Here is a 22,737-nt window from a genome sequence, read left to right as displayed (position 1 = left end):
AAAAAGAAGATTCCTACCCCCCTGCCACGCCCTGCGCATTGACGTAAACGCTGTAGAGCGAGCGCGAGGCCGCCATGAACAGCCGGTTGCGGTGCCGCCCGCCGAAGCAGATGTTGGCGCAGCGCTCCGGCAGGTCGATCTGCCCGAGCGGGCGGCCCTCGGCGGTGAAGACGCGCACGCCGTCGAACTCCGCGCCGCCCATGCCCCAGCCGCACCAGAGATTGCCCTCGGTGTCCACGCGGAAGCCGTCCGGCGTGTCGCCCGCGGCGCCTTGCACCACGGTGCGGCGGTTGGAGAGGCGGCCATCCTCGCCCACGTCGTAGCCGACGATGCGGCGCGGCTCGGCGCGGCTCTCGACGATGTAGAGGATGCGCTCGTCCGGGCTGAAGGCGAGGCCGTTCGGCCCGGCCAGCTCGTCGGTGACGAGGGTGACGGCGCCGCTCTGCCCGTCGATGCGGTAGACGCCCTGCGAAAGCTCCGGCTCCGCCTTCTCGCCCTCGATGTAGCCGAGGATGCCGAAGGGCGGGTCAGTGAACCAGATGGAGCCGTCGGACTTCACCACCACGTCGTTCGGCGAGTTCAGGCGCTTGCCGTCATAGCGGTCGGCCAGCACGGTGATGGCGCCGTCATGCTCGGTGCGCGTCACGCGCCGCGTCAGGTGCTCGCAGGTGACGAGGCGGCCCTGGCGGTCGCGCGTGTTGCCGTTGGCGTAGTTGGAGGACTGCCGGAAGGCGGCGACCTGCCCGGTCACCTCGTCCCAGCGCAGGATGCGGTCGTTCGGGATGTCGGACCAGTAGAGGGCGCGCTGGTCACCGAACCAGACCGGCCCCTCCGCCCAGCGGCAGCCGCCGGCCAGCTTCTCCACCGTGCCGTTCATGGCGCGGAAGCGCAGGAAGGCGGGGTCGAAGGCGCGGAAGCGCGGCTCGGGGTAGCGCTGGCTGGGCTCCCAGGGCGTCTCGTTCAGGCCGGTCGGGTTCATGGTGTTCTCCCTCACTCGTCTGATGAGCAGACTGCTGCTGAGCAGACTGGCACGGGGCGTGGCGCGGCACTATCCCTGGCAGATGGCCCCGGCGGCCAGGGCGCGGAGGTCGTCGGCCAGCGCCCGCATCCGCTCCGGCCGGGCATCCCAGGCGAACATGAAGCGCGCCCCGCCGCCGATGAAGGTGTAGAAGCGCCAGCCCCTTTCCTTCAGCCCCTCCAGCACCGCCGGCGGCGCCTGGAGGAAGACGGCGTTGGACTGCACGGGGAACATCGGCGCCACGCCGGGGATGCCGTCGAGCATGGCGGCGAAGTCCCGCGCGCAGGCATTGCCGTGCGCGGCGTTGCGCAGCCAGGCGCCGCTTTCCAGCATGCCCACCCAGGGCGCGGCCAGGAAGCGCATCTTGGAGGCGAGCTGCCCCGCCTGCTTGCAGCGGTAGTCGAAATCCTCGGCCAGGGCGCGGTTGAAGAAGATCACCGCCTCGCCCACCGCCATGCCGTTCTTGGTGCCGCCGAAGCAGAGCACGTCCACCCCCGCCTGCCAGGTCATCTCGGCCGGGGAGCAGCCGAGGCTGGCGCAGGCATTGGCGAAGCGCGCGCCATCCATGTGCAGGCGCAGCCCAAGCGCCCGGCACTCGGCGGCGATGGCGCGGATCTCCGCCAGCGAATAGACCTCGCCCGTCTCGGTGGGCTGGGTGATCGTGACGGCGCGCGGCTTGGGGTAGTGGATGTCGCCCCGCGCGGTGGCCAGCGTGCGGATGGCGTGCGGCGTCAGCCGGCCGCCGCTGGCGGGCGCCACCAGCAGCTTGGAGCCGTTGGAGAAGAATTCCGGCGCGCCGCACTCGTCGGTCTCGACATGCGCGGCCTCGGCGCAGATCACGCTGTGGTAGCTCTGGCACAGCGCGGCCAGGGCCAGCGCATTGGCCGCCGTGCCGTTGAACACGAAGAACACCTCGCATTCCGTGCCGAACAGGGCACGGAAGCGGTCGGCGGCGCGGGCGGTCCAGGGGTCGTCGCCATAGGCGGGGGCGTGGCCGGCATTGGCCTCGGCCATGGCCTGCCAGGCCTCGGGGCAGAGGCCCGCATAGTTGTCGCTGGCGAATTGCTGGTCCATCGGCGGCGCCCTTCCTTCCATGCTCCGCATCGAGGTGGGCGCCGTTGGATTGCCGAGCGCGGCCACATCCCCCGTCGCCGGGGTGCCACCTTGCCACGGACGGGGCAGGTTGGCGTCGGGGCGGGGCCCGACTCGCGATGCTGGCGCGGCTTCTACACCGGGAGCCTCAGCCCTGGCCAGGGGGAGGGGCAGAGGGCGGGGCGGCCGGGGCGCGGCGCACCTCCCACCAGGCCAATGCCGCGTCGTAGGGCAGGGCCAGCGCCTCCCGCCCGCGCCACCACCAGCGCTCCCGCCAGGCATGGGCGGCCTCGGGCGGCGGCGCGGCGCGCGCCCGCAGGCCGTAGAGCCGCAGCAGCATGACGCAGCGCGGCAGGTGGTAGCCGCTGCTGGCGGCATAGACCGGCCCCTCATGCCCGCGCAGCAAAGCGGCGCAGGCGCGGGCGGAGGAGAGCGTGTCCGTCCCCGTGGGTTCCAGCCGGATGGCGGCGGCGGGCACGCCGAGATCCTGCAGCAGGCGGCCCATCACCTCGGCCTCGGCCGGGCCGTGGCGGCCCTTGGCGCCGGTGGGCACGTAGAGCGGGCTGGGCAGGGTGGCGCCGAAGGCGGCGGCGGCCATCACGCGGCGGCGCAGCGTCAGGCTCGGGCCGCCATCGGCGCGCACGGCGGCGCCGAAGATGACGATGGCCGGCCGCTGCTCCAGGGGATCGCTCATCCGGGCGGGGCGGCCAGCAGCAGGCGGTTGAGCGGCTCCATGGCATCGCGCAGCGCCGCCCAGTCCCGCGCGAAGGCCTCGCGCGGGATGCCGTTGGCCGCCAGCGCGTCGCCGATCTCGCCGATGCGGCGTTGCCCGTCCACCCGCGCCAGGATGGCGGCGGCGAGGCGCGGCAGCGGGATGCCGAGGCGGATGTCGTCGAAGGTGACGCGCAGCACCCCGTCCCGGGGCAGCCCCTTGGCCAGCGCCGCGCCGTCCAGCTCGCGCAGGACCGGGATGGCAGCGGGGTCGTCCCAGGCGGGTTCCGGGGCCTCGTCGCGCGTCACATAGGCGATGTGGATGCCCATGTTGCCGCAGATCGACTCGGCGAGCGCCGCGCGGGCCACGGGGTCCAGCGCGGCGGTGCGGGCGCGCAGGCGCGGGTCCGGCAGATAGCGGTCCGGGTCGTAGCGCAGCGGCTCGACGAAGCAGCGGAGCCTGAGCCCGGCCCCCCCGATCAGCGCGGCGAGCTGCGGCACGCTGAAGGACACATCGCGCGGGTTGAGCAGCAGGTCGTAGAGCCCGGCATCGCCGCCATCGAGATGGTCGGTGATCCAGGGGTTGCGGCGCAGCCAGGCGGTCTCGGGCAGGTGCTTCCAGAGGCGGCGGGCGGCCTCCACGCGGGCGGCGGGGGGCTCCTCCTCCGGTGCCAGCAGGCGCAGCGCGTCCTGCAGCATGTAGACGCCGGTGCGGCCATGCGGGGCATAGACCATCAGCCCGATGCCGCCCCCCGGCGCCAGCGCGCCCGCCAGCGCCGCCAGCCCCGCCGCCGGGTCCGGCAGGTGGTGCAGCACGCCGCAGCAATCGATGTAGTCGAATTCGCCGAGGCCCAGCGTCGGCAGGTCGAGCAGCGAGCCGTTGACGAAGCGGATGTTGGCGAGGCCGCGCTGCCTGGCCCGCGCCTCGGCCACCTGGCAGGCGGCGGCGGAGCGGTCGAGCCACACCACCTCGCCGGGGCGGCCGGCCCATTGCATCTGCCGGCCCATTGCATCTGCTGCGCCAGCATCATCGTGCCGTCGCCGCTGCCGCCGCCCGCCATCAGCGCCCGCAGCGGCTGCGTGGCCGGGCGGCGGGCGCCGAAGATCCAGTGGTCGATCTCCCGCAGGTGGCTCGGGCTGCCGACGATCAGGCGCTTCGCCTCCTCGCGCGGGTCGCGCTGCGGGTAGGGGTAGGCCTCGTACTGGGCGGCGAGATGGGCATCGGTGGCGTCCATGCCCCACCGGATAGGCGATGCCGCGGCGCCGCGCCAGCGAGCCTTCCATGCCGGGCCGCCAGGAACCATGTGGAGGGCATGCCGCCGATCTCCACCCTCTCCCGGATCGTCCTGGTCCTGCTCGTGGTCAGCGCGCTGGTGCGGATCGCGATGTTCGCGATGGAGCGCCAGTAGGGGCGCCAATAAAAAAGCCGGGGGAATGAATTCCCCCAGCTCCAAATCGTCATTCCTGCGAGTCGGCGCGCCCGGAGGCGGTCAGTTCTCTTCCTCGCGGTCGGTCTCGACCTCGATCTCGGCGTCGATGTCGTCCTCGGCGTCATCGAGATCCTCGGCGTCGTCGATCGCGTCATCGGCGTCGACGTCCTCGATCTCGACCTCGTCGCCATCGGCCTCGACCGGGACGGGCCGCTTCTTGACCTTCTCCTCGACCACGGCGGCGGCGCGGCGCAGGCGCGGCTGCTCGGCGGGCTGCTCGGTGCCGCACTTGGGGCACACCGCCGGCTGGCGGGTCAGATCGTAGAACTTGGCACCGCAGGCGACGCAAGTGCGTTTCAGACCCAGTTCGGGCTTGGCCATCAGCGTGAGTATCCCGGGAAAGGCGGGCCAGGGATGGGCCGGCTGAAAAACACGGGGCGCATTGCCACGCACCCCGCCCCCATGTCAAACCCCGCCCTTGTGGAACATGGAACGAATGCAAGGCCGCTGCGCGCCTCCCGGCCGCTTCAGGGCCTCTCCGGCCGCCTGACGGTCGCCGGCGACAAGTCGATCAGCCACCGCGCGCTGATGTTCGGCGCGCTGGCCGTTGGCCGCACCGAGATCTCCGGCCTGCTGGAGGGGGAGGACGTGCTGCGCACCGCCGCCGCCATGCGGGCGCTGGGCGCCACGGTGGAGCGGCTGGGCGAAGGCCAGTGGCAGGTCTCCGGCCGCGGCGTCGGCGGGCTGGTGGAGCCGGCGGACGTGCTGGACATGGGCAATTCCGGCACCGCCGCGCGGCTGATCTGCGGCCTGCTCGCCGGCCACCCGCTCTTCGCCGTGCTGACCGGCGACGCCAGCCTGCGCAAGCGGCCGATGAAGCGGGTGACGGACCCGCTCTCGGCCTCGGGCGCGCGCTTCACCGGCCGCGCCGGCGGCCGGCTGCCGCTCGCCATCGAGGGTGCCGCCCAGCCGATGCCGCTGGACTACACCCTGCCCATGGCCTCGGCGCAGGTGAAGTCGGCGGTGATGCTGGCCGGCCTCTGCGCCCGCGGCGTGACCCGCGTGGTGGAGCCGGAGGCGACGCGCGACCACACCGAGAACATGCTGCGCCATTTCGGCGCCACGGTGCAGGTGGAGGCCGATGGCCACCGCCGCGTCATCGAGCTGGACGGCCAGCCGGAGCTGGTGGCCGCCCCCGTGGCGGTGCCGGGCGACCCCTCCTCCGCCGCCTTCCCGCTGGTGGCGGCGCTGCTGGTGCCGGGCTCGGCCTTGACGGTGGCGCATGTCGGGCTGAACCCGCTGCGCACCGGCCTGTTCACCACGCTGCGCGAGATGGGCGCCGACCTCGTGGTGGAGAATGCCCGCACCGAGGGCGGCGAGCCGGTGGGCGACCTGACCGCCCGCTTCGGCGCGCTGCGCGCCGTGGACGTGCCGCCGGAGCGGGTGCCCTCGATGGTGGACGAATACCCCATCCTGGCCGTCGCCGCCGCCTGCGCCAGCGGCATCAGCCGCTTCCGCGGCCTGGCCGAGCTGCGGGTGAAGGAGAGCGACCGCGTGGCCGCCACGGCCGCGCTGCTGGAGGCCAACGGCATCCGCGTCGAGATCGAGGGCGACGACATGCTGGTGCATGGCACCGGCGCGCCGCCGCCGGGCGGCGGCACCGTCGTCACCCATATGGACCACCGCATCGCCATGAGCGCGCTGGTGCTGGGCCTGGCCACCGCGCAGCCGGTGACGGTGGACGATGCCAGCTTCATCGACACCTCCTTCCCCGGCTTCGCCGACCTCATCAACCGCGCGGCGGGGGGCGATGCCCTGCGCCGGCTGAACCACCCGGCCACCGCATGAGCGGGGCGCAGCCGGCGCCCGCGCGCAGCCTCGCCGGGGTGGTGATCGCGGTGGACGGGCCGGCGGCGGCGGGCAAGGGCACGCTGGCGCGGCGCCTGGCCGAGTCGCTCGGCCTGTCCTACCTGGACACCGGCCTGCTCTACCGCGCCACCGGCCGCCGCCTGCTGGACGAGGGTGCCGACCCGGCCGATCCGGCCCGCGCCGAGGCCGCTGCCCGCGCGCTGACGCCGGAGGACCTGCGCCGCCCCGACCTGCGCGGCCCGGCGGCCGATCGGGCCGCCAGCGCCGTGGCCGCCATCCCCGCCGTGCGCGCCGCGCTGCTGGACTGGCAGCGGGATTTCGGCCGCACCCATGGCGCGGTGCTGGACGGGCGGGACATCGGCACCGTGGTCTTCCCCGAGGCGCCGGTGAAGCTGTTCGTCACCGCGAGCGACGAGGAGCGTGCCCGCCGCCGCTGGCTGGAGCTGCGCGGCCGCGGCGTGGAGGCCGACCCGGCGCAGGTGCTGGCCGAGCTGCGGGCGCGGGACGCGCAGGATGCCAGCCGCGCCACCGCGCCGATGAAGCCCGCCGGGGACGCGCTGCTGCTGGACACCACCGCGCTGGACGCCGAGGCGGCCTTCGCCGCCGCCTGGGCGCTGGTGCGCGAACGCCTGGGCTGACAACGCCCGGCCTGACAACACCCTGGCTGACGCGGCCGAGAACTTTCCAAAGGAAGAAGAAGGGAGGCCGGGCGGGAGAATTCATTCTGCCGCCTGAAATCCTCCCCCGCCGGATTGTTGCGCCTTTGACAGAATCCGCTTGACGCTCGCGGCCCAACTGGCCTAGGCGAGTCCCCCATTCCCGCTGCCGCAGGGCGGCGGGAAGTCCGGACCCTGGCGGGCGGCCCTCGGGCTTCCCACCTTCCCGGACCGGAAAAGGCGGGCCGACACTCCGCCTGTCATGATCTGGACCGAAGGGCGTCCCTCCTGCCGGAGCGGGCGCTCGGTCAAGCCGTGCCCGCGCGAGCGGGGGCGCAGGAATCCTCCCGCGGCGCCGCCGGGGCGGATCAGGAACACTCTGCTTCATGGCTAATGCCAACAGCCCGTCCATGACCGAAGACTTCGCCGCCCTGCTGGACGAGACCCTGGGCGCCGATACCGGCTTCGCCGGCTCCGTCGTCACCGGCAAGGTGATCCGGGTGGACGATGACTTCGCGGTCGTGGATGTCGGGCTGAAGTCCGAGGGGCGCGTGCCCCTCAAGGAATTCGCCCCCCAGGGGCAGCGGGCCGAGGTGCAGCCCGGCGACGTGATCGAGCTGTTCGTCGAGCGCTACGAGGACCGTGACGGCTCCATCGTGCTCTCGCGCGAGAAGGCCCGCCGCGAGGAGGCCTGGACCAACCTGGAGAAGGCGTTCAACGCGCAGCAGCGCGTCAACGGCGTCATCTTCGGCCGCGTGAAGGGTGGCTTCACCGTCGACCTCGGCGGCGCCGTGGCCTTCCTGCCCGGCTCCCAGGTCGATATCCGCCCGGTGCGCGACGTGGGTCCCCTGATGGGCTCGCCGCAGCCCTTCCAGATCCTGAAGATGGACCGCGCCCGCGGCAACATCGTGGTCTCGCGCCGCGCTGTTCTGGAAGAGACGCGCGCCGAGCAGCGCTCGGAGCTGATCCAGGGCCTGAAGGAGGGCATGATCCTCGACGGCGTGGTCAAGAACATCACCGACTACGGTGCGTTCGTCGACCTTGGCGGCGTGGACGGCCTGCTGCATGTCACCGACATCGCCTGGCGCCGCATCAACCACCCCTCCGAGGCCCTGACCATCGGTCAGCAGGTCCGCGTGCAGGTCATCCGCTTCAACTCCGAGACGCAGCGTATCAGCCTCGGCATGAAGCAGCTGATGTCCGACCCGTGGGAGGGCGTGTCCATCAAGTACCCGGTGGGCGCCAAGTTCTCGGGCCGCGTGACCAACATCACCGACTACGGCGCCTTCGTGGAGCTGGAGCCGGGCGTCGAGGGCCTGGTCCACGTCTCCGAGATGAGCTGGACCAAGAAGAACGTCCACCCGGGCAAGATCGTCGCCACTTCGCAGGAAGTCGACGTGATGATCCTGGACGTGGACGAGCCGAAGCGCCGCATCTCGCTCGGCCTGAAGCAGGCCCAGGGCAACCCCTGGGAGCTGTTCCTGGAGAGCCATGGCCCCGGCTCGATGGTCGAGGGCGAGATCCGCAACATCACCGAGTTCGGTCTGTTCGTGGGCCTGGCGCCCGAGATCGACGGCATGGTCCACATGTCCGACCTCTCCTGGGAGATCCCGGGCGAGCAGGCGATGGCCGCCTACAAGAAGGGCGACATCGTCAAGGCCAAGGTGCTGGACGTTGACGTCGAGAAGGAGCGCATCTCGCTCGGCATCAAGCAGCTCCAGGCCGACCCGGCCGCCGAGGTGCTGGACCGCGTCCGCAAGGGCGACGTCGTCACCTGCGTGGTGACGAAGGTCGAGCAGAACGGCATCGAGGTCCGCGTGGACGAGGTGCTGACCGGCTTCATCCGCCGCGCCGAGCTGGCCCGTGACCGTGGCGACCAGCGCCCCGACAAGTTCGCCATCGGCGAGAAGGTCGATGCGAAGGTGACTGCCGTGGACCGCGCCGCCCGCCGCCTGGCCCTGACCATCAAGGGCAAGGAAGTGGAGGAGGAGCGCGAGGCGATGAAGGAGTACGGCACCGCCGACTCCGGCGCCTCGCTGGGCGACATCCTGGGCGCGGCCATCCGCCGCCGCAACCAGATGGCCTCCGAGGACTGATCCTCAGACCAGCGCGCCCGGCCTCGTGCCGGGCGGGTTGCGCGGCGCCCCGGGTGGACCCTCCACCCGGGGCGTCCGCGTTTCGGGGCCCGGCGACTTTTCCGCACCGATGGCTGGCCTCACGCCTCAACGACTGGGGCTAGGCCGCGTTCTCCCCCGCGAGTGCTGCCGCGCCCGCTCCCTCCTGCGGGTTCCCTGGCGGCGGCAAGGCCCAAGGGAGACCTGCCATGAGCAACGACACGCTGCGCGGCGACGCGCTGCAACCCGCCACCATCGCCGATGCCGAGATCCATCGCGGGGCGGGCGGCGAGACCCACCAGCTCGCGGGCGGCGAGGTGCCGGTGCTGACCACCCAGCAAGGCATCCCCGTCGCCGACGACCAGAACACGCTGCGCGTCGGCCCGCGCGGCCCGGCGCTGCTGGAGGATTTCCACTTCCGGGAGAAGATGTTCCACTTCGACCATGAGCGGATCCCGGAGCGGGTGGTGCATGCCCGCGGCGTCGGCGCGCATGGCTTCTTCGAGCCCTATGAATCGCTCGCCGAGCTGACCCATGCCGACCTGTTCCAGCGCAAGGGCGAGAGGACGCCGGTGTTCCTGCGCTTCTCCACCGTCGCCGGCAACAAGGGCTCGCCGGACCTGGCGCGGGACGTGCGCGGCTTCGCGGTGAAGTTCTACACGCAGGAGGGCAACTGGGACCTCGTCGGCAACAACATCCCGGTCTTCTTCATCCAGGACGCCATCAAGTTCCCGGACCTGATCCACGCCGCCAAGCAGGAGCCGGACCGCGGCTTCCCGCAGGCGCAGACGGCGCACGACAATTTCTGGGACTTCATCTCGCTGAGCCCGGAGGCCATGCACATGGCGCTCTGGATCATGTCGGACCGCACCATCCCGCGCAGCCTGCGCTTCATGGAGGGGTTCGGCGTCCACACCTTCCGGCTGGTCAACGCCGAGGGCCGCGCCAGCTTCGTGAAGTTCCACTGGAAGCCGAAGCTCGGCCTGCAATCCGTGGTGTGGAACGAGGCGGTGAAGCTGAACGGCGCCGACCCCGACTTCCACCGCCGCGACCTGTGGGACGCCATCCAGTCCGGCGACTTCCCGGAATGGGAGCTGGGCCTGCAGGTGTTCGACGAGGATTTCGCCGAGAAATTCCCCTTCGACGTGCTGGACGCCACCAAGATCATCCCGGAGGAGCTGGTGCCGGTGCGCATCGTCGGCCGGATGGTGCTGGACCGGATGGTGGACAATTTCTTCGCCGAGACGGAGCAGGTGGCCTTCTGCACCCAGAACATCGTCCCCGGCATCGACTTCACCAACGACCCGCTGCTGCAGGGCCGCAACTTCTCCTACCTGGACACGCAGCTGAAGCGCCTGGGCGGGCCGAACTTCACCCACATCCCGATCAACGCGCCGAAGGTGCCGGTGCGGAACTTCCAGCAGGATGGCCACATGGCCATGCGCAACCCGAAGGGCCGGGTGAACTACGAGCCGAATTCCTGGGGCGGCGCCGCGGGCGGCCCGCGTGAATCGCGCGAGCGCGGCTTCCGCACCCATCCGGCGCAGGAGAGCGGCGCGAAGCTGCGCATCCGCCCCGAGCTGTTCGCCGACCACTACAGCCAGGCGCGGCAGTTCTACGTCAGCCAGACCCCGGTCGAGCGGACGCACATCAAGGATGCCTTCGTCTTCGAGCTGAGCAAGGTGGAGACGCTGTCCATCCGCGCCCGCATGGTCTCCCACCTGCGCAACGTGGACGAGGCGCTGGCATGGGGCGTGGCCGAGGGGCTGGGCCTGGGCGACATGCCGCCCGCCGCCGAGCCGGCCCGCCCGGTGGTGGCCGACCTGCCGCCCTCCCCGGCGCTCAGCATCCTCCGCAACGGCCCGAAGGACTTCAAGGGCCGCAAGCTCGGCGTGCTGGTGACGGACGGCACGGACGCCGCGCTGCTCCAGGCGCTGCAGGCGGCCGCCGAGGCGGAGGGCGCGCTGGTCGAACTGGTGGCGCCGCGCGTCGGCGGCGTCACGCTGAGCGACGGCACGACGGTGCCGGCCAAGCAGAAGGTCAATGGCGGCCCCTCCGTGCTCTACGACGCGGTGGCGGTGATCCCCTCGGAGGCGGGCGCGGCGCTGCTGGCCCGGGAGGCGACGGCGAAGGATTTCGTCAACGACGCCTACGCCCACGCCAAGTTCATCGGCCATGCCCCGGCGGCGCAGGCGCTGTTCCGCAAGGCGGGGCTGGACGAGCCGGATGCCGGCTTCCTCCCCCTCGGCGGGGCGGCGGACGCCAAGGCCTTCCTCGCCGCCTGCCGCCAGCTCCGCTTCTGGGAGCGCGAGGCGCAGGTGCACGCCGTCTGAGGCCGGCCGGAGGTGCGGGGCGGCGGGAAATCCGCCGCCCCGGCCCCGGGCGGTCGCTCCCATGCTTGACCCGCCGCCCCGCGCCCCGGCATTGATGCCGGCAGCATGAGCGCCTCCCTCGAACACGACCTGCTAGTGGACCGCCGCCGCCTGAAGCGCCGCCTGGCGCTGTGGCGGGTGCTCGCCGTGCTGGCGGTGCTGGCGGCGCTGTTCGCCGCCTTCGCGCCCGGCCTGGAAGGCGGCGTGGGCGGGCTGCGGGGCCATGTGCTGCGCCTCTCGGTCGAGGGCACCATCACCGACGACCGCAAGATGACCGAGGCCATCGCCCGGGCGGCGAAGGACCCGGCGGTGCGCGGCATGATCCTGTCGATCGACAGCCCCGGCGGCACGGTGGCGGGGGGCGAGGGGCTGCACGCCGCGCTGCTCCGCTTCCGCGACTCCGGCAAGCCGCTGGTGGCGGTGATGCGCGGCACCGCCGCCTCGGCCGGCTACATGATCGCCATGCCGGCGCAGCGCGTCTTCGCCCGCGAGTCCACCCTCACCGGCTCGATCGGCGTCATCCTGCAGTCCTTCGACGTGGGCGAGCTGATGCGCACCCTCGGCATCCGCGCCGAGATGCTCACCTCCGGCCCGCTGAAGGGCGAGCCCAACCCGTTCCGCCCGCTCAGCCCCGAGGGCCGCGCCGCGCTGGAGGCGGTGCTGCGGGACATGCACGCGCAGTTCGTGGCCCTGGTGGCGGCGGGGCGCGCCCTGCCGGCGGAGGAGGTGGCGCGCCTGGCCGATGGCCGCGTCTACACCGGCCGGCAGGCGCTAGCGCTGAAGCTGGTGGATTCCATCGGCGGCGAGCCCGAGGCGCGCGCCTGGCTGGAGGCCGAGGCGAAGCTGCCGGCCGGCCTGCCGGTGCGCGACCTCGACCCGCGCGGCCCGGCCGAGCGGGCGCTCGGCTTCTCGCTGCGGGCGCTGGTGCGGGGCATCGCCTCGGAATGGGGCGCGATTGACGGCGTCCGGGCCGTTTGGCAGCTTCCGCGATGACCGGCGCTGGCGCAGCCAGGGGCGGGGGAACGGGCGCGCAGCCCGGCAGGGGCCGCGGCCGGCGGCAGGAAACCCGGCGGCAGGAAACAGGGGCGCCATGACGAAATCCGAACTGATCGCGCAATTGGCCGCGGCCAACCCGCATCTGCGCCAGCCCGATGTCGAGCTGATCGTCGGCACCATCTTCGACGAGATCACCAACGCCCTGGCGCGTGGCGACCGCGTCGAGCTGCGCGGCTTCGGCGCCTTCTCCGCCAAGCAGCGCGACCCGCGCACCGGCCGCAACCCCCGCACCGGGGAAGCGGTTGAAGTGTCCGGCAAGTCCGTCCCCTATTTCAAGCCTGGCAAGGAGCTGCGGGAGCGTGTCAATGGCGGCCCCCTGCAGGCCCCGAAGCGCAGCCCCCGCGGTACGGTGACCCCTTCATGAAAATCCTCGGCTTCCTGCTGACCGCGCTGCTGCTGCTGCTGCTGGTCCTGTTCACCATCTCCAACACCGACCCGGTGTCGCTGCAGCTCTGGCCCTTCGACCTGCGCTGGGAGGTGCCGCTGGCGGGCGCCATGCTGGGCGCCGCCGCGCTGTTCTTCCTGCTCGGCGCGCTGGTGGCCTGGGGCGGCGCGCTGCGCTACCGCCGCCGCGCCCGCAGGATGCAGCGCGCCGCCCAGCTGCTGGAGGCCGAGCTGGCCGAGCTGCGTGGCCAGCAGGAGGCCAAGGGCGCCGTGCCCGGCCTCGAGGCCACCCTGCCCGCGCCTGCCTCCTCGACAGCCGTGGCCGCCCGCTGACGATGCTGCGGAAGCCGAACGCGGCCGGCCTGATCGCCGCGCTGGACACGCCGGACGCGGCGCGGGCCGAGGGCTGGGCCCAGGCGGTGGCGCCGCATGTCGGGCTGGTGAAGGTGGGGCTGGAGCTGTTCTGCGCCGCCGGGCCGGGGGTGGTGGGGCGCATCGCCCGGCACCGGCCCGTCTTCCTCGACCTGAAGTTCCACGACATCCCGAACACCGTGGCCGGCGCCGTGCGCTCCGTCTGCGCCGACCGCGCCGCGGCGCCGGCGATGCTGACGCTGCATGGCGGCGGCGGGGCGGCGATGATCGAGGCCGCGCGCCGCGCCGCCGAGGATGCGCTGGGCGAGGCGCGCCCGGCCATCCTGGCCGTCACGGTGCTGACCAGCTTCACCGCCGCGGCGCTGGCCGAGACGGGCGTCTCCGGCGGCCCGGCGCAGCAGGTGCTGCGGCTGGCGCGCCTGGCGCTGGAGGCCGGCGCCGACGGGCTGGTGTGCAGCCCGCAGGAGGTGAGCCGCCTGCGCGATGCCTTCGGCGACGCGCCGCTGCTGGTGGTGCCGGGCATCCGCCCGGCCGGCAGCGCGGGGGGCGACCAGGCGCGCATCGCCACGCCGGAGGAGACAGCGGCGCTGGGGGCGGACTGGCTGGTGGTCGGCCGGCCCATCACCGGTGCGCCGGATCCGGGCGCGGCGGCGGCCGCCATCGCGGCCAGCCTGCCACGCTGATGCCGGCCCTGCTCCCCATCCCCCAGGTGAAGATCTGCGGCATCAACGACGCCGCGGCCTATGACGCCGCCTGCCATGCCGGGGCGGAGTGGGTGGGCTTCGTCTTCTACCCGCCCTCACCGCGCGCCGTCCCGCCGGAGCAGGCGGCGGCGCTGGCGGCGCGCGGCGGCACCGGGCGACGCCCGGTGAATGTCGGCCTGCTGGTCGATGCCGAGGACGCGCTGATCGAGGCGGTGCTGGCCGAGGCGCCGCTCGGCCTGCTGCAGCTGCACGGCATGGAGAGCCCGGAGCGCTGCGCCGCCATCCGCGCGCGCTTCGGCCTGCCGGTGATGAAGGCGCTCGGCATCGCCGGGGAGGAGGATCTCGCCCTGCTGGCCGAATACGCGCCGGCGGTGGACCGCTTCCTGCTGGATGCCAAGCCGCCGCGCGGCGCCGAGCTGCCCGGCGGCAACGCGGTGAGCTTCGACTGGTCCCTGCTGGCCGGCCGGGAGATCCCGCGCCCCTGGATGCTGGCCGGCGGGCTGACGCCGGTGAACGTGGCCGCCGCCATCCGCGCCACCGGCGCGCCGGCGGTGGATGTCTCCTCCGGCGTGGAGCGGATGCGCGGCGTGAAGGACCCGGTGCTGGTCTCGGCCTTCGTCGCCGCCGCCCACGGCGCCTGACGGCCAGAAAAAAGAAGGGGGCCCGGGGGGAATTCATTCCCCCGGCCGTCGCTTCGTTTAAAACTATGAGCCGGCCCCAGGGTGGCGCGGTCCGCCCTGGCCCCATATGACAGCGCACGCGTGACGATGCGCGGCCTGGAGGGATGAGTGAACAAGCCTCTGCCAAATTCTCTGCGTCAGGGCCCGGATGGGCGCGGTCGCTTCGGTCAGTTCGGCGGCCGTTATGTCGCCGAGACGCTGATGCCCGTCATCCAGGAGGTCGAGCAGGCCTATAACGAGGCCCGCAACGACCCGGCCTTCATGGCGGAGTGGCGTCGCTTGCTGAAGGACTATGTGGGCCGGCCCAGCCCGCTCTGGCTGTGCGAGCGGCTGACCGAGCACCTTGGCGGCGCGAAGGTGTACTTCAAGCGCGAGGAGCTGAACCACACCGGCGCGCACAAGATCAACGCCGTGCTGGGCCAGATCATGCTGGCCAAGCGGATGGGCAAGCCGCGCATCATCGCCGAGACGGGTGCCGGGCAGCACGGCGTGGCCACCGCCACGGCCTGCGCGCTGTTCGGGCTGAAATGCGTCGTCTACATGGGCGCGACCGACGTGGAGCGGCAGCAGCCCAACGTGTTCCGCATGAAGCTGCTGGGGGCCGAGGTGGTGCCCGTCACCTCCGGCGCCGGCACGCTGAAGGACGCGATGAACGAGGGGCTGCGGGACTGGGTGGCCAATGTGGCGGACACCTACTACTGCATCGGCACCGTCGCCGGCCCCGCGCCCTTCCCGCAGATGGTGCGGGACTTCCAGTGCGTCATCGGCGAGGAGACGCGCCAGCAGATCCTGGCCGCCGAAGGGCGGCTGCCGGACGCGCTGGTCTGCGCGGTGGGCGGCGGCTCCTCCGCCATGGGGCTGTTCCACCCCTTCCTCGACGATGAGGGCGTGGCGATCTACGGCGTCGAGGCGGCGGGGCGTGGCCTCGAGAGCGGCGAGCACGCGGCGGCCATCGCCGGCGGGCGCCCGGGCGTGCTGCACGGCAACAAGACCTACCTGCTGCAGGACAATCACGGCCAGATCACCGAGGCGCACTCGATCTCGGCGGGGCTGGACTATCCCGGCATCGGGCCGGAGCATTCCTGGCTGCACGAGATCGGCCGCGCCACCTATGTCAGCGTCACCGATGACGAGGCGCTGGAGGCGTTCCAGCTCTGCTCGAAGCTGGAGGGGATCATCCCCGCCCTCGAATCCGCCCATGGCCTGGCGCATGTGATGAAGCTGGCGCCGACGATGGACAAGGATAAGATCATTGTCCTCAACCTCTCCGGCCGGGGCGACAAGGATATCTTCACCGTGGCGAAGCACATGGGAGTGACGCTGTGAGCCGCATCGCCGCCCGCTTCGCGCAGCTCAAGGCGGAGGGGCGCGGCGCCCTGATGCCCTTCATCGAGGCCTACGACCCGGACCCGGCCACCAGCATGGCGCTGCTGCGCTGCCTGCCCGGCGCCGGGGCGGACCTGATCGAGCTCGGCGTCCCCTTCACCGACCCGATGGCCGACGGCCCCACCGTGCAGCTGGCCGGCCAGCGGGCGCTGAAGGCCGGCGGCACGCTGGCCGGCGCGCTCGCCATGGTGCGGGACTTCCGGCGCGAGGATGACGAGACGCCGATCGTGCTGATGGGCTACCTCAACCCCATCCTCTCCTATGGGGAGGAGCGCTTCTGCCGCGACGCCGGCGCCTCCGGCGTCGATGGCCTGATCGTGGTGGACATGCCGCCCGAGGAGGCGGACGCGCTGGCCCCGCACGCCGCCACCGAGGGGCTGGACCTGATCCGCCTCATCGCCCCCACCACGGACGATGCGCGGCTGCCCAAGGTGCTCGCCGGCACCAGCGGCTTCATCTACTACGTCGCCATCGCCGGCATCACCGGCACGCGCAGCGCCTCGCGCGACGTGCTGGCGGAGGCCATCCCGCGCGTGCGGCGGCACACCGACCTGCCCATCGCCATCGGCTTCGGCGTCCGCACGCCGCAGCAGGCGGCGGAGGCGGTGCAGATCGCCGATGGCGCGGTGGTGGCCTCGGCGCTGATCGACACGCTGGCGAAGTCGCTCGACGACAAGGGCCGTGCCCGCCCCGACACGGTGCGCAAGGTGCTCGACCAGGTGCGCGAGCTGTCGGAAGCCGTGCGCGGCGCCCGCGTCCCGGCCTGAGGATGGGAGCGCGCCGGGCCAGGCCGGCCCGGCGCAACTCCTCCGCTTCCGCCGGGTTCCTGGCGGCAGCATGGCAGGAGGGACGGGCATGAGCCGCTGGCGCTGGCTGCTGCGCAGGCTGACACGGAAGCTCTGGTTCCGCGCCGCCTTCTTCGCCCTGCTGGCGGTGGTGACGGCGCTGTTCTCCGCCGTGGCGGCGCCCTTCATCCCCTACGAGATCACCGCCACCATCGGCGCCGAGGCGGTGGACAACATCCTCGGCATCCTGGCCAGCAGCATGCTGGCGGTGACGACCTTCTCCCTCACCACCATGGTCTCGGCCTTCTCGGCCGCCACCAGCAACGCCACGCCGCGCGCCACCCGCCTGCTGATCGAGGACCGGACGGCGCAGAACGCCATCTCCACCTTCCTCGGCAGCTTCCTCTACGCGGTGGTGGGCATCGTCGCGCTCAGCACCGGGCTGTATGGCGAGAGCGGGCGCGTCATCCTCTTCGCCGTGACGGTGCTGGTGATCGTCTGGATCGTGGTGACGCTGGTGCGCTGGATGGAGCACCTCTCCCGCCTCGGCCGGGTGGGGGAGACCACCCACCGCATCGAGACGGCGGCGCGCGAGGCGCTGCGCGAGGCGGCGCGCCTGCCGCATCTGGGCGGCCTGCCGCCGGTCATGGTGCCGCCCGCCGCCCGCGCCGTGGAGCCGGAAGGGCGGGGCTACGTGCAGTACATCGACACCGGGCTGCTCTCCGAACTGGCCGAGGAGGCGGGCGGTGCGGCGCATGTGGCGGTGCGGCCCGGCGCCTATGTGCATCCCGGCCGGCCGCTGCTGTGGCTCGACGGGCCCTTCGACGACGCGATGGCGGAGCGCCTGCGCGGCGCCTTCACCCTGGCCGAGGAGCGCTCCTACGACCAGGACCCGCGCTTCGGGCTGATCGTGCTGTCCGAGATCGGCTCGCGCGCCCTGTCGCCGGCGGTGAACGACCCCGGCACGGCGATCAGCGTCATCAATGCCGGCGGCCGGCTGCTGGCGGAATGGGCGGTGGCGATGGACCGCCCGCCCGCGGAGGAATGCCGCTACCGCAACCTGCACCTGCCCGGCCTGCAGGCCGAGGAGATATTCGACGATTTCTTCCGCCCGCTGGCGCGCGACGGCGCGGGCGTGCTGGAGGTGGGGATGCGGCTGCAGCGCACCCTGGCCATGCTGGCCGGCGCCGGCCATGGGCGCCTCGCCCCCATGGCCGCCCGGCACGCGCGGGAGGCCCTGGCGCGGGCCGACAAGGCCCTCCTGCTCCCGGCGGAGCGGGAGACGCTGCGCCGGCTGGCGGAGGCGGTGCCCGCCCCCCTTCCGGGCTGAGCGGCCTCAGCCCCGCGCGGCGGCGATGGCGGCCTCGGGCGTGATCCGCCCATCGTAGAGGGCGCGGCCGATGATGGTGCCGGCCACACCGCCGGCGGCGCGCAGCGCCAGGATGTCCTCCACCCCCGCCACGCCGCCCGAGGCGATGACCGGCGTGGACAGCCGCGCCGCCAGCGCCGCCGTGGCCTCCACGTTCACGCCGCCCAGCATGCCGTCCCGCTCGATGTCGGTGTGGATGATGGCGGCGGCGCCGGCATCCTCGAAGGCCAGGGCGAGGTCGAGGGCGGAGACGCTGCTGACCTCGGCCCAGCCCTCGGTCGCCACCATGCCGTCCTTCGCGTCGATGCCCACGGCCACCTGGCCGGGGAAGGCGCGGCAGGCGGCGCGGGCGAAATCCGGGTCCTTCACCGCCGCCGAGCCGAGGATGATCCGGGCGATGCCGCGCTTCAGCCAGGCCTCCACCGTCGCCATGTCGCGGATGCCGCCGCCGAGCTGCACGGGGCGGGTGGTGGCGGCCAGGATGGCGTCCACCGCCGCGGCATTGGCCGGGCGGCCGGCGAAGGCGCCGTCGAGGTCCACCACGTGCAGCCAGCCGAAGCCGGCCTTGTCGAAGGCGGCGGCCTGGGTGGCGGGGTCGCCGTAGATGGTGGCCTGCGCCATGTCGCCGCGCTTCAGGCGCACCACCTGGCCGGCCTTGAGGTCGATGGCGGGGTAGAGCGTGAAGGGCATGGCGCGGTCCGGAGGCTGCTGGCGGAGCGGCGGGGATAGCCCGGCCCGGCCGGGTGGTCCAGCAGCGCCGCCGCCTCTTGGCCGCGGCGTGCCGGGGCTGCATCCTGCGGCGATGAAATTCCGTATCGGCATCGACCTGGGCGGCACCAAGACAGAGATCGTGGCGCTCGACCCGGCGGGCGCGGTGCGGCTGCGCCGACGCGCCGCCACGCCGCAGGATTACGACGGCATCCTCGGCCTGCTGGCCGGGCTGGTGGCGGCGGCGGAGGCGGAGCTGGGCGAGGAGGGCGGCGCCAGCGTCGGTGTCGGCATCCCCGGCAGTCTCAGCCCGGCCACCGGGCTGGTGCGCAACGCCAACACCCGCTGCCTGAACGGCCGGCCGCTGGACCGCGACCTGGCGGCGGCGCTGGGCCGCCCGGTGCGCCTCTCCAACGACGCCAACTGCCTGGCGCTGAGCGAGGCGGCGGATGGCGCGGGCGCCGGCTTCGGGGTGGTGTTCGCCGTCATCCTGGGCACCGGCGTGGGCGGCGGGCTGGTGGTGGAGGGGCGGCTGATCGAGGGGCTGAACCGGGTGGCCGGCGAATGGGGCCATACCCCCCTGCCCTGGGCGGCGCCCGGGGAGCACCCCGGCCCCGCCTGCTGGTGCGGCCAGCGCGGCTGCCTGGAGACGCTGCTCTGCGGCCCCGCTCTGGCGGTCGACTGGAAGGGAGAGGGCCAGCGCGATGCCGGCGGCATCGAGGCCGCCGCTGCGGCCGGGGATGCGGCGGCGCGCGCCGCGCTGGAGCGGCACGCCAGCCGCCTCGCCCGCGCCCTGGCGGCGGTGACCAACCTGATCGACCCCGATGTGGTGGTGCTGGGCGGCGGCCTCTCCAACCTCGCCACCCTCTACGAGACGGTGCCGCGGCTGATGGCGGCGCATGTGTTCGGCGACGTGGCGCAATGCCGGCTGCGGCCGGCGCGGCATGGCGATTCCTCCGGCGTGTTCGGCGCCGCCCGGCTCTGGGACCTCCCCCGGCCGGGGTGAACAAGGATGGTTGCGCGGGCAGGCATAGGACGTATGATGACCTGACAAACAGCCGGAGGAGCCGCGCATGGCCCGCATGACCCCCGCCGAGATGGCGCAGCAGATCGGCAGCGGCCTGCTGTCCTTCCCCGTCACCCACTTCAAGGCGGATTTCAGCTACGACGCCGCGCCCTATCGCGAGCATGTGGGCTGGATGCTGGGCCACGGCCCCGCCGGGCTGTTCGCCGCCGGCGGCACGGGCGAGTTCTTCAACCTCTCCCCCGCCGAGATCGCCGTGGTGGTGAAGGACGCGGTGGAGGAGGTGGGCGGCAAGGTGCCGGTGATCGCGGCGGCCGGCATGGCGACGCCGATCGCGAAGGAGCTGGCGCAATCGGCCGAGGCGGCGGGGGCCGACGGGCTGCTGCTGCTGCCGAACTACCTGGTGAACTCGGAGCAGGCGGGCCTTGCCGGGCATATCGAGGCGGTGTGCAAGAGCACGCGGCTCGGCGTCATCGTCTACAACCGCGACAACGCCATCCTGAACGAGGACACGCTGGCGCGGCTCTGCGAGCGCTGCCCCAACCTCGTCGGCTTCAAGGACGGCGTGGGCGACATCGAGCTGATGACGCGCATCTACGCCAAAATGGGCGACCGGCTGACCTATGTGGGCGGCCTGCCCACCGCCGAGACCTTCGCCCTGCCCTATCTGGAGATGGGCGTGACGACCTATTCCTCGGCCATCTTCAACTTCGTGCCGGATTTCGCCAATGCCTTCTACAAGGCGGTGCGGGCGAAGGATGCGGCCACGGTCTACCAGGGCCTGCGGGATTTCGTGCTGCCCTACATCGCCATCCGCAACCGGAAGAAGGGCTATGCGGTCTCCATCGTGAAGGCGGGCTGCGCCGCGGTGGGCCGCCCGGCCGGCCCGGTGCGCGCGCCGCTGACCGACCTGGACGCGGCGGAGATGGACATGCTGAAGGCGCTGATCGCGAAGCTGCCGAAGCCGCTCGCCGCCGCCGCCTGAACCGGCGGGAAGAAGATGGGAGGCCGGGGGAATTCCTTCCCCCGGCCTTTCCCGTTCAGCCGCGCGCCGCCGCGATCTGCGTCTTGGCGCCCTGCAGCATCAGCCCGCTGTCGTTGAGGATGGTGGTGAGCTTGAAGCCCATGCCGATCATCTTCTTGGCGTAGGCGCCGGTGGCGTTGTGCAGGCCGACGGCGATGTTGCGCTTGCCGCACTCGTTCAGCAGCCGCTCGTAGATCTTCATGATCTCCGGCTCGTCGCGGTCCAGCTTCGGCGCCATGCCGAGCGAGAGGCCGAGGTCGGAGGGGCCAACATAGATGCCGTCAATCCCCGGCACGTCGAGGATGGCCTCCAGGTTGTCGAGCGCCTGCTTGGTCTCGATCATCGGGATGACGGCGATGTCGCGGTTGGCGGTCTCGAAGTAGCTGCCGGCCTCGCCATAGATGCCGGCGCGGATCGGGCCGAAGGAGCGGGTGCCCTCGGGCGGGTAGCGGCAGGAGGAGACGAGCTGCTGCGCCTGCTCGGCGGTGTTCACCATCGGGCAGATGACGCCCATGGCGCCGGCATCGAGCACCTTGCCGATGATGCCCGGCTCGTTCCACGGCACGCGCACCATCGGCGTCACGCCGTGCGGCTGCATGCCCTGGAAGCAGCTGACGGCGGAGAGGTAGTCCTGCACGCCGTGCTGCATGTCGACGGTCAGGCTGTCGAAGCCGGCCTGCGCCATGACCTCGGCGCTGTAGCCATTCGGGATGGCCAGCCAGCCATTGACCACGGCGCGGCCCTGCGCCCAGGCATCCTTGACCTTGTTCGGCATTGTAATTCCGTTTCCTCCAAATCGCCGGAGACGAAACGCTATGCCTGTGCCGAGGGGGCGTCAACGCACCGCCGCACTGCACAGCGCGCTTTGGCGCACCACATTCGGCAGCGTGATCGCGGCAGGAATGACAGGACCGGCATGGACAGCGTGACTCAGGCTCTCTTCGGCGCGGCGGTGGCGGCGGCCGGATTCCGGCGCGGCCTGGGCCGGCGCGTGGTGCTGGCGGGCGCCGCCCTGGGCACGGTGCCCGACCTCGACGTGGTGGTGGGCTGGGTGTCGGACGGCTTCGCCACCTGGCGCCACCACCGGGGGCTGACGCATTCCATCTTCTTCGGGCCGGTGGTGGGGCCGCTGATCGGCCTCGGCCTGGCGAAATGGGAGGCGCGCCGGCGCGGCGCCGCCCCGCCCGACCCGGACCGGCTGCGCGCCTGGATCTGGCTCTCCGTGCTGGTGCTGGTGACGCACCCGCTGATCGACCTGTTCACCAGCTATGGCACGCAGCTGCTGGCGCCCTTCTCGGACCACCGCTTCGCCATCAACGCCATGCCGATCATCGACCCCGTCTACAGCCTGCCGCTGCTGGCGGCGGCGCTGGTGGCGGGGCTGTCGCGCCGGGCGGGGCGGGGCGTGGTGGCCTCGGCCCTCGCGCTGTTCTTCGTCGCCGCCTACACGCTGCACGCCTGGAGCCTCGATGCCCGCACGCGCGAGGCGGCGCGCGCCCAGCTCGCGGCGCAGGGCATCGCCGCCACCGATGTCACCGCCTACCCGCTGCTGTTCCAGCCCTGGTACCGCCGGGTGGTGGCGGAGACGCCGGAGAGCATCCGCATCGGCTTCCACAGCATGCTGGCGCCGCGCCCGATCGCCTGGACCGAGGTGCCGCGCCAGCGCGACCCGCGCATCGACGCGGTGGCCGCCACGCGGGAGGGGCGGCTGCTGGAGTGGTTCGCCATGGGGCATGTCGCCTGGCGGGTGCGCGATGCGGAAGGCGCCGCCGTGGTGGAGGGCGCCGACACGCGCTACGGCGCGCGGGGCGAGAGCCTGCTCGGCTTCTGGGGCATCAGCGTGCCGGTGGATGCCGCCGGGCGGCCGGGCGAGGCGCGCATCTTCGCCCGCCGCCCCGCCGCCGATGCGCGCTCCTTCTCCGCGCTGTGGCGGGGCATCACCACCGGGCGGGAGCAGGCGGAGCAGCCCTGAGGCGCCCGTCG

At 72.7% G+C, this 22,737-nt stretch carries 23 protein-coding genes; 16 read left to right on the top strand and 7 right to left on the bottom strand.

Annotation, left to right across the window (positions count from 1 at the left end):
• Positions 1–13: 13 nt before the first annotated feature.
• The 4 genes from CR165_RS04455 to CR165_RS04440 form a co-directional block, all read right to left on the bottom strand.
• Positions 14–979: an SMP-30/gluconolactonase/LRE family protein gene (locus CR165_RS04455; RefSeq protein ID WP_109515748.1), complete on the bottom strand. Its 966-nt coding sequence runs from the start codon at positions 977–979 to the stop codon at positions 14–16.
• Between the two features lie 69 nt (positions 980–1,048).
• Positions 1,049–2,092, bottom strand: coding sequence for a threonine aldolase family protein (locus CR165_RS04450; RefSeq protein ID WP_109515747.1), 1,044 nt, complete (start codon positions 2,090–2,092; stop codon positions 1,049–1,051).
• Positions 2,093–2,258: 166 nt separating this feature from the next.
• A complete protein-coding gene (locus tag CR165_RS04445) occupies positions 2,259–2,804 on the bottom strand; it encodes a YdcF family protein (protein ID WP_109515746.1) in 546 nt (181 codons plus the stop codon).
• A complete protein-coding gene (locus CR165_RS04440; protein WP_408887525.1) occupies positions 2,801–3,829 on the bottom strand; it encodes a methyltransferase in 1,029 nt (342 codons plus the stop codon). Before CR165_RS04440 ends, CR165_RS04445 begins: the two co-directional genes overlap by 4 nt.
• Between CR165_RS04440 and CR165_RS25555 the strand changes: the two genes are divergently transcribed.
• Positions 3,829–4,230, top strand: a complete 402-nt coding sequence (locus CR165_RS25555; protein WP_245906156.1) for a hypothetical protein — start codon at positions 3,829–3,831, stop codon at positions 4,228–4,230. The genes CR165_RS04440 and CR165_RS25555 overlap by 1 nt on opposite strands.
• 81 nt (positions 4,231–4,311) lie before the next feature.
• Here the strand turns inward: CR165_RS25555 and CR165_RS04435 are convergent, their stop codons facing one another.
• Positions 4,312–4,632 carry a TIGR02300 family protein gene (locus tag CR165_RS04435; RefSeq protein ID WP_109515745.1) on the bottom strand — a complete coding sequence of 107 codons (321 nt, stop codon included), beginning with the start codon at positions 4,630–4,632 and terminating at the stop codon, positions 4,312–4,314.
• Positions 4,633–4,713: 81 nt separating this feature from the next.
• Between CR165_RS04435 and aroA the strand changes: the two genes are divergently transcribed.
• From aroA to CR165_RS04375, 12 genes are all read left to right on the top strand, one after another.
• Positions 4,714–6,099: a 3-phosphoshikimate 1-carboxyvinyltransferase gene (gene aroA, locus CR165_RS04430; RefSeq protein ID WP_109515951.1), complete on the top strand. Its 1,386-nt coding sequence runs from the start codon at positions 4,714–4,716 to the stop codon at positions 6,097–6,099.
• Entirely contained in the window at positions 6,096–6,758 is a 663-nt protein-coding gene (gene cmk, locus CR165_RS04425; RefSeq protein WP_109515744.1) for a (d)CMP kinase, read from the top strand. The genes aroA and cmk overlap by 4 nt, the downstream gene beginning before the upstream one ends.
• 404 nt (positions 6,759–7,162) lie before the next feature.
• Positions 7,163–8,872 carry a 30S ribosomal protein S1 gene (gene rpsA / locus CR165_RS04420; RefSeq protein WP_109515743.1) on the top strand — a complete coding sequence of 570 codons (1,710 nt, stop codon included), beginning with the start codon at positions 7,163–7,165 and terminating at the stop codon, positions 8,870–8,872.
• A gap of 227 nt (positions 8,873–9,099) precedes the next feature.
• Complete coding sequence (locus CR165_RS04415; RefSeq protein ID WP_109515742.1) at positions 9,100–11,223, top strand: catalase; 2,124 nt, start codon at positions 9,100–9,102, stop codon at positions 11,221–11,223.
• A gap of 105 nt (positions 11,224–11,328) precedes the next feature.
• Positions 11,329–12,255, top strand: a complete 927-nt coding sequence (gene sppA, locus CR165_RS04410; protein ID WP_109515741.1) for a signal peptide peptidase SppA — start codon at positions 11,329–11,331, stop codon at positions 12,253–12,255.
• Between the two features lie 97 nt (positions 12,256–12,352).
• Entirely contained in the window at positions 12,353–12,682 is a 330-nt protein-coding gene (gene ihfB, locus CR165_RS04405) for an integration host factor subunit beta (RefSeq protein ID WP_109515740.1), read from the top strand.
• Positions 12,679–13,035: a lipopolysaccharide assembly protein LapA domain-containing protein gene (locus CR165_RS04400; protein WP_109515739.1), complete on the top strand. Its 357-nt coding sequence runs from the start codon at positions 12,679–12,681 to the stop codon at positions 13,033–13,035. The genes ihfB and CR165_RS04400 overlap by 4 nt, the downstream gene beginning before the upstream one ends.
• 2 nt (positions 13,036–13,037) lie before the next feature.
• Positions 13,038–13,757, top strand: a complete 720-nt coding sequence (gene pyrF / locus CR165_RS04395; RefSeq protein ID WP_109515738.1) for an orotidine-5'-phosphate decarboxylase — start codon at positions 13,038–13,040, stop codon at positions 13,755–13,757.
• A gap of 17 nt (positions 13,758–13,774) precedes the next feature.
• Positions 13,775–14,419 carry a phosphoribosylanthranilate isomerase gene (locus CR165_RS04390; RefSeq protein ID WP_456316310.1) on the top strand — a complete coding sequence of 215 codons (645 nt, stop codon included), beginning with the start codon at positions 13,775–13,777 and terminating at the stop codon, positions 14,417–14,419.
• Positions 14,420–14,566: 147 nt separating this feature from the next.
• Complete coding sequence (gene trpB / locus CR165_RS04385) at positions 14,567–15,784, top strand: tryptophan synthase subunit beta (protein ID WP_181377998.1); 1,218 nt, start codon at positions 14,567–14,569, stop codon at positions 15,782–15,784.
• Complete coding sequence (trpA, locus tag CR165_RS04380; RefSeq protein WP_109515736.1) at positions 15,781–16,611, top strand: tryptophan synthase subunit alpha; 831 nt, start codon at positions 15,781–15,783, stop codon at positions 16,609–16,611. Before trpB ends, trpA begins: the two co-directional genes overlap by 4 nt.
• 88 nt (positions 16,612–16,699) lie before the next feature.
• On the top strand, positions 16,700–17,959 hold the full coding sequence (locus tag CR165_RS04375) for a DUF2254 domain-containing protein (RefSeq protein ID WP_109515735.1): 1,260 nt from the start codon (positions 16,700–16,702) through the stop codon (positions 17,957–17,959).
• A gap of 6 nt (positions 17,960–17,965) precedes the next feature.
• Here CR165_RS04375 and hisA read toward each other — a convergent pair whose 3' ends face one another.
• On the bottom strand, positions 17,966–18,688 hold the full coding sequence (hisA, locus tag CR165_RS04370) for a 1-(5-phosphoribosyl)-5-[(5-phosphoribosylamino)methylideneamino]imidazole-4-carboxamide isomerase (RefSeq protein ID WP_109515734.1): 723 nt from the start codon (positions 18,686–18,688) through the stop codon (positions 17,966–17,968).
• A 112-nt stretch (positions 18,689–18,800) separates the two neighbouring features.
• Between hisA and CR165_RS04365 the strand changes: the two genes are divergently transcribed.
• A complete protein-coding gene (locus CR165_RS04365; protein ID WP_109515733.1) occupies positions 18,801–19,712 on the top strand; it encodes an ROK family protein in 912 nt (303 codons plus the stop codon).
• Positions 19,713–19,779: 67 nt separating this feature from the next.
• Positions 19,780–20,715, top strand: a complete 936-nt coding sequence (gene kdgD, locus CR165_RS04360; RefSeq protein ID WP_109515732.1) for a 5-dehydro-4-deoxyglucarate dehydratase — start codon at positions 19,780–19,782, stop codon at positions 20,713–20,715.
• 55 nt (positions 20,716–20,770) lie between these two features.
• Here kdgD and CR165_RS04355 read toward each other — a convergent pair whose 3' ends face one another.
• Positions 20,771–21,529 carry an HpcH/HpaI aldolase family protein gene (locus CR165_RS04355; RefSeq protein WP_109515731.1) on the bottom strand — a complete coding sequence of 253 codons (759 nt, stop codon included), beginning with the start codon at positions 21,527–21,529 and terminating at the stop codon, positions 20,771–20,773.
• A gap of 141 nt (positions 21,530–21,670) precedes the next feature.
• On the opposite strand from CR165_RS04355, the gene CR165_RS04350 reads away from it, so the two are divergent.
• On the top strand, positions 21,671–22,726 hold the full coding sequence (locus CR165_RS04350) for a metal-dependent hydrolase (RefSeq protein ID WP_109515730.1): 1,056 nt from the start codon (positions 21,671–21,673) through the stop codon (positions 22,724–22,726).
• The last annotated feature ends 11 nt before the right edge of the window (positions 22,727–22,737 follow it).

The sequence above is a fragment of the Teichococcus aestuarii genome, from assembly GCF_003116135.1.
GTDB classification, from domain to species: domain Bacteria; phylum Pseudomonadota; class Alphaproteobacteria; order Acetobacterales; family Acetobacteraceae; genus Pseudoroseomonas; species Pseudoroseomonas aestuarii.
This window is presented reverse-complemented; position numbering and strand designations above follow the sequence as displayed.

Bases quoted from the DNA above. Each gene is read 5' to 3' on its own strand.
- CR165_RS04415 (WP_109515742.1), top strand. From the start codon at position 9,100: ATGAGCAACGACACGCTGCGCGGCGACGCGCTGCAACCCGCCACCATC.
- rpsA (WP_109515743.1), top strand. From the start codon at position 7,163: ATGGCTAATGCCAACAGCCCGTCCATGACCGAAGACTTCGCCGCCCTG.
- CR165_RS04440 (WP_408887525.1), bottom strand. From the start codon at position 3,829: ATGGGCCGGCAGATGCAATGGGCCGGCCGCCCCGGCGAGGTGGTGTGG.
- hisA (WP_109515734.1), bottom strand. From the start codon at position 18,688: ATGCCCTTCACGCTCTACCCCGCCATCGACCTCAAGGCCGGCCAGGTG.
- kdgD (WP_109515732.1), top strand. From the start codon at position 19,780: ATGGCCCGCATGACCCCCGCCGAGATGGCGCAGCAGATCGGCAGCGGC.
- CR165_RS04455 (WP_109515748.1), bottom strand. From the start codon at position 979: ATGAACCCGACCGGCCTGAACGAGACGCCCTGGGAGCCCAGCCAGCGC.
- CR165_RS04350 (WP_109515730.1), top strand. From the start codon at position 21,671: ATGGACAGCGTGACTCAGGCTCTCTTCGGCGCGGCGGTGGCGGCGGCC.
- CR165_RS04375 (WP_109515735.1), top strand. From the start codon at position 16,700: ATGAGCCGCTGGCGCTGGCTGCTGCGCAGGCTGACACGGAAGCTCTGG.
- CR165_RS04400 (WP_109515739.1), top strand. From the start codon at position 12,679: ATGAAAATCCTCGGCTTCCTGCTGACCGCGCTGCTGCTGCTGCTGCTG.
- aroA (WP_109515951.1), top strand. From the start codon at position 4,714: ATGTCAAACCCCGCCCTTGTGGAACATGGAACGAATGCAAGGCCGCTG.
- pyrF (WP_109515738.1), top strand. From the start codon at position 13,038: ATGCTGCGGAAGCCGAACGCGGCCGGCCTGATCGCCGCGCTGGACACG.
- CR165_RS04445 (WP_109515746.1), bottom strand. From the start codon at position 2,804: ATGAGCGATCCCCTGGAGCAGCGGCCGGCCATCGTCATCTTCGGCGCC.
- CR165_RS04435 (WP_109515745.1), bottom strand. From the start codon at position 4,632: ATGGCCAAGCCCGAACTGGGTCTGAAACGCACTTGCGTCGCCTGCGGT.
- sppA (WP_109515741.1), top strand. From the start codon at position 11,329: ATGAGCGCCTCCCTCGAACACGACCTGCTAGTGGACCGCCGCCGCCTG.
- cmk (WP_109515744.1), top strand. From the start codon at position 6,096: ATGAGCGGGGCGCAGCCGGCGCCCGCGCGCAGCCTCGCCGGGGTGGTG.
- CR165_RS04365 (WP_109515733.1), top strand. From the start codon at position 18,801: ATGAAATTCCGTATCGGCATCGACCTGGGCGGCACCAAGACAGAGATC.
- CR165_RS04450 (WP_109515747.1), bottom strand. From the start codon at position 2,092: ATGGACCAGCAATTCGCCAGCGACAACTATGCGGGCCTCTGCCCCGAG.
- ihfB (WP_109515740.1), top strand. From the start codon at position 12,353: ATGACGAAATCCGAACTGATCGCGCAATTGGCCGCGGCCAACCCGCAT.
- CR165_RS04355 (WP_109515731.1), bottom strand. From the start codon at position 21,529: ATGCCGAACAAGGTCAAGGATGCCTGGGCGCAGGGCCGCGCCGTGGTC.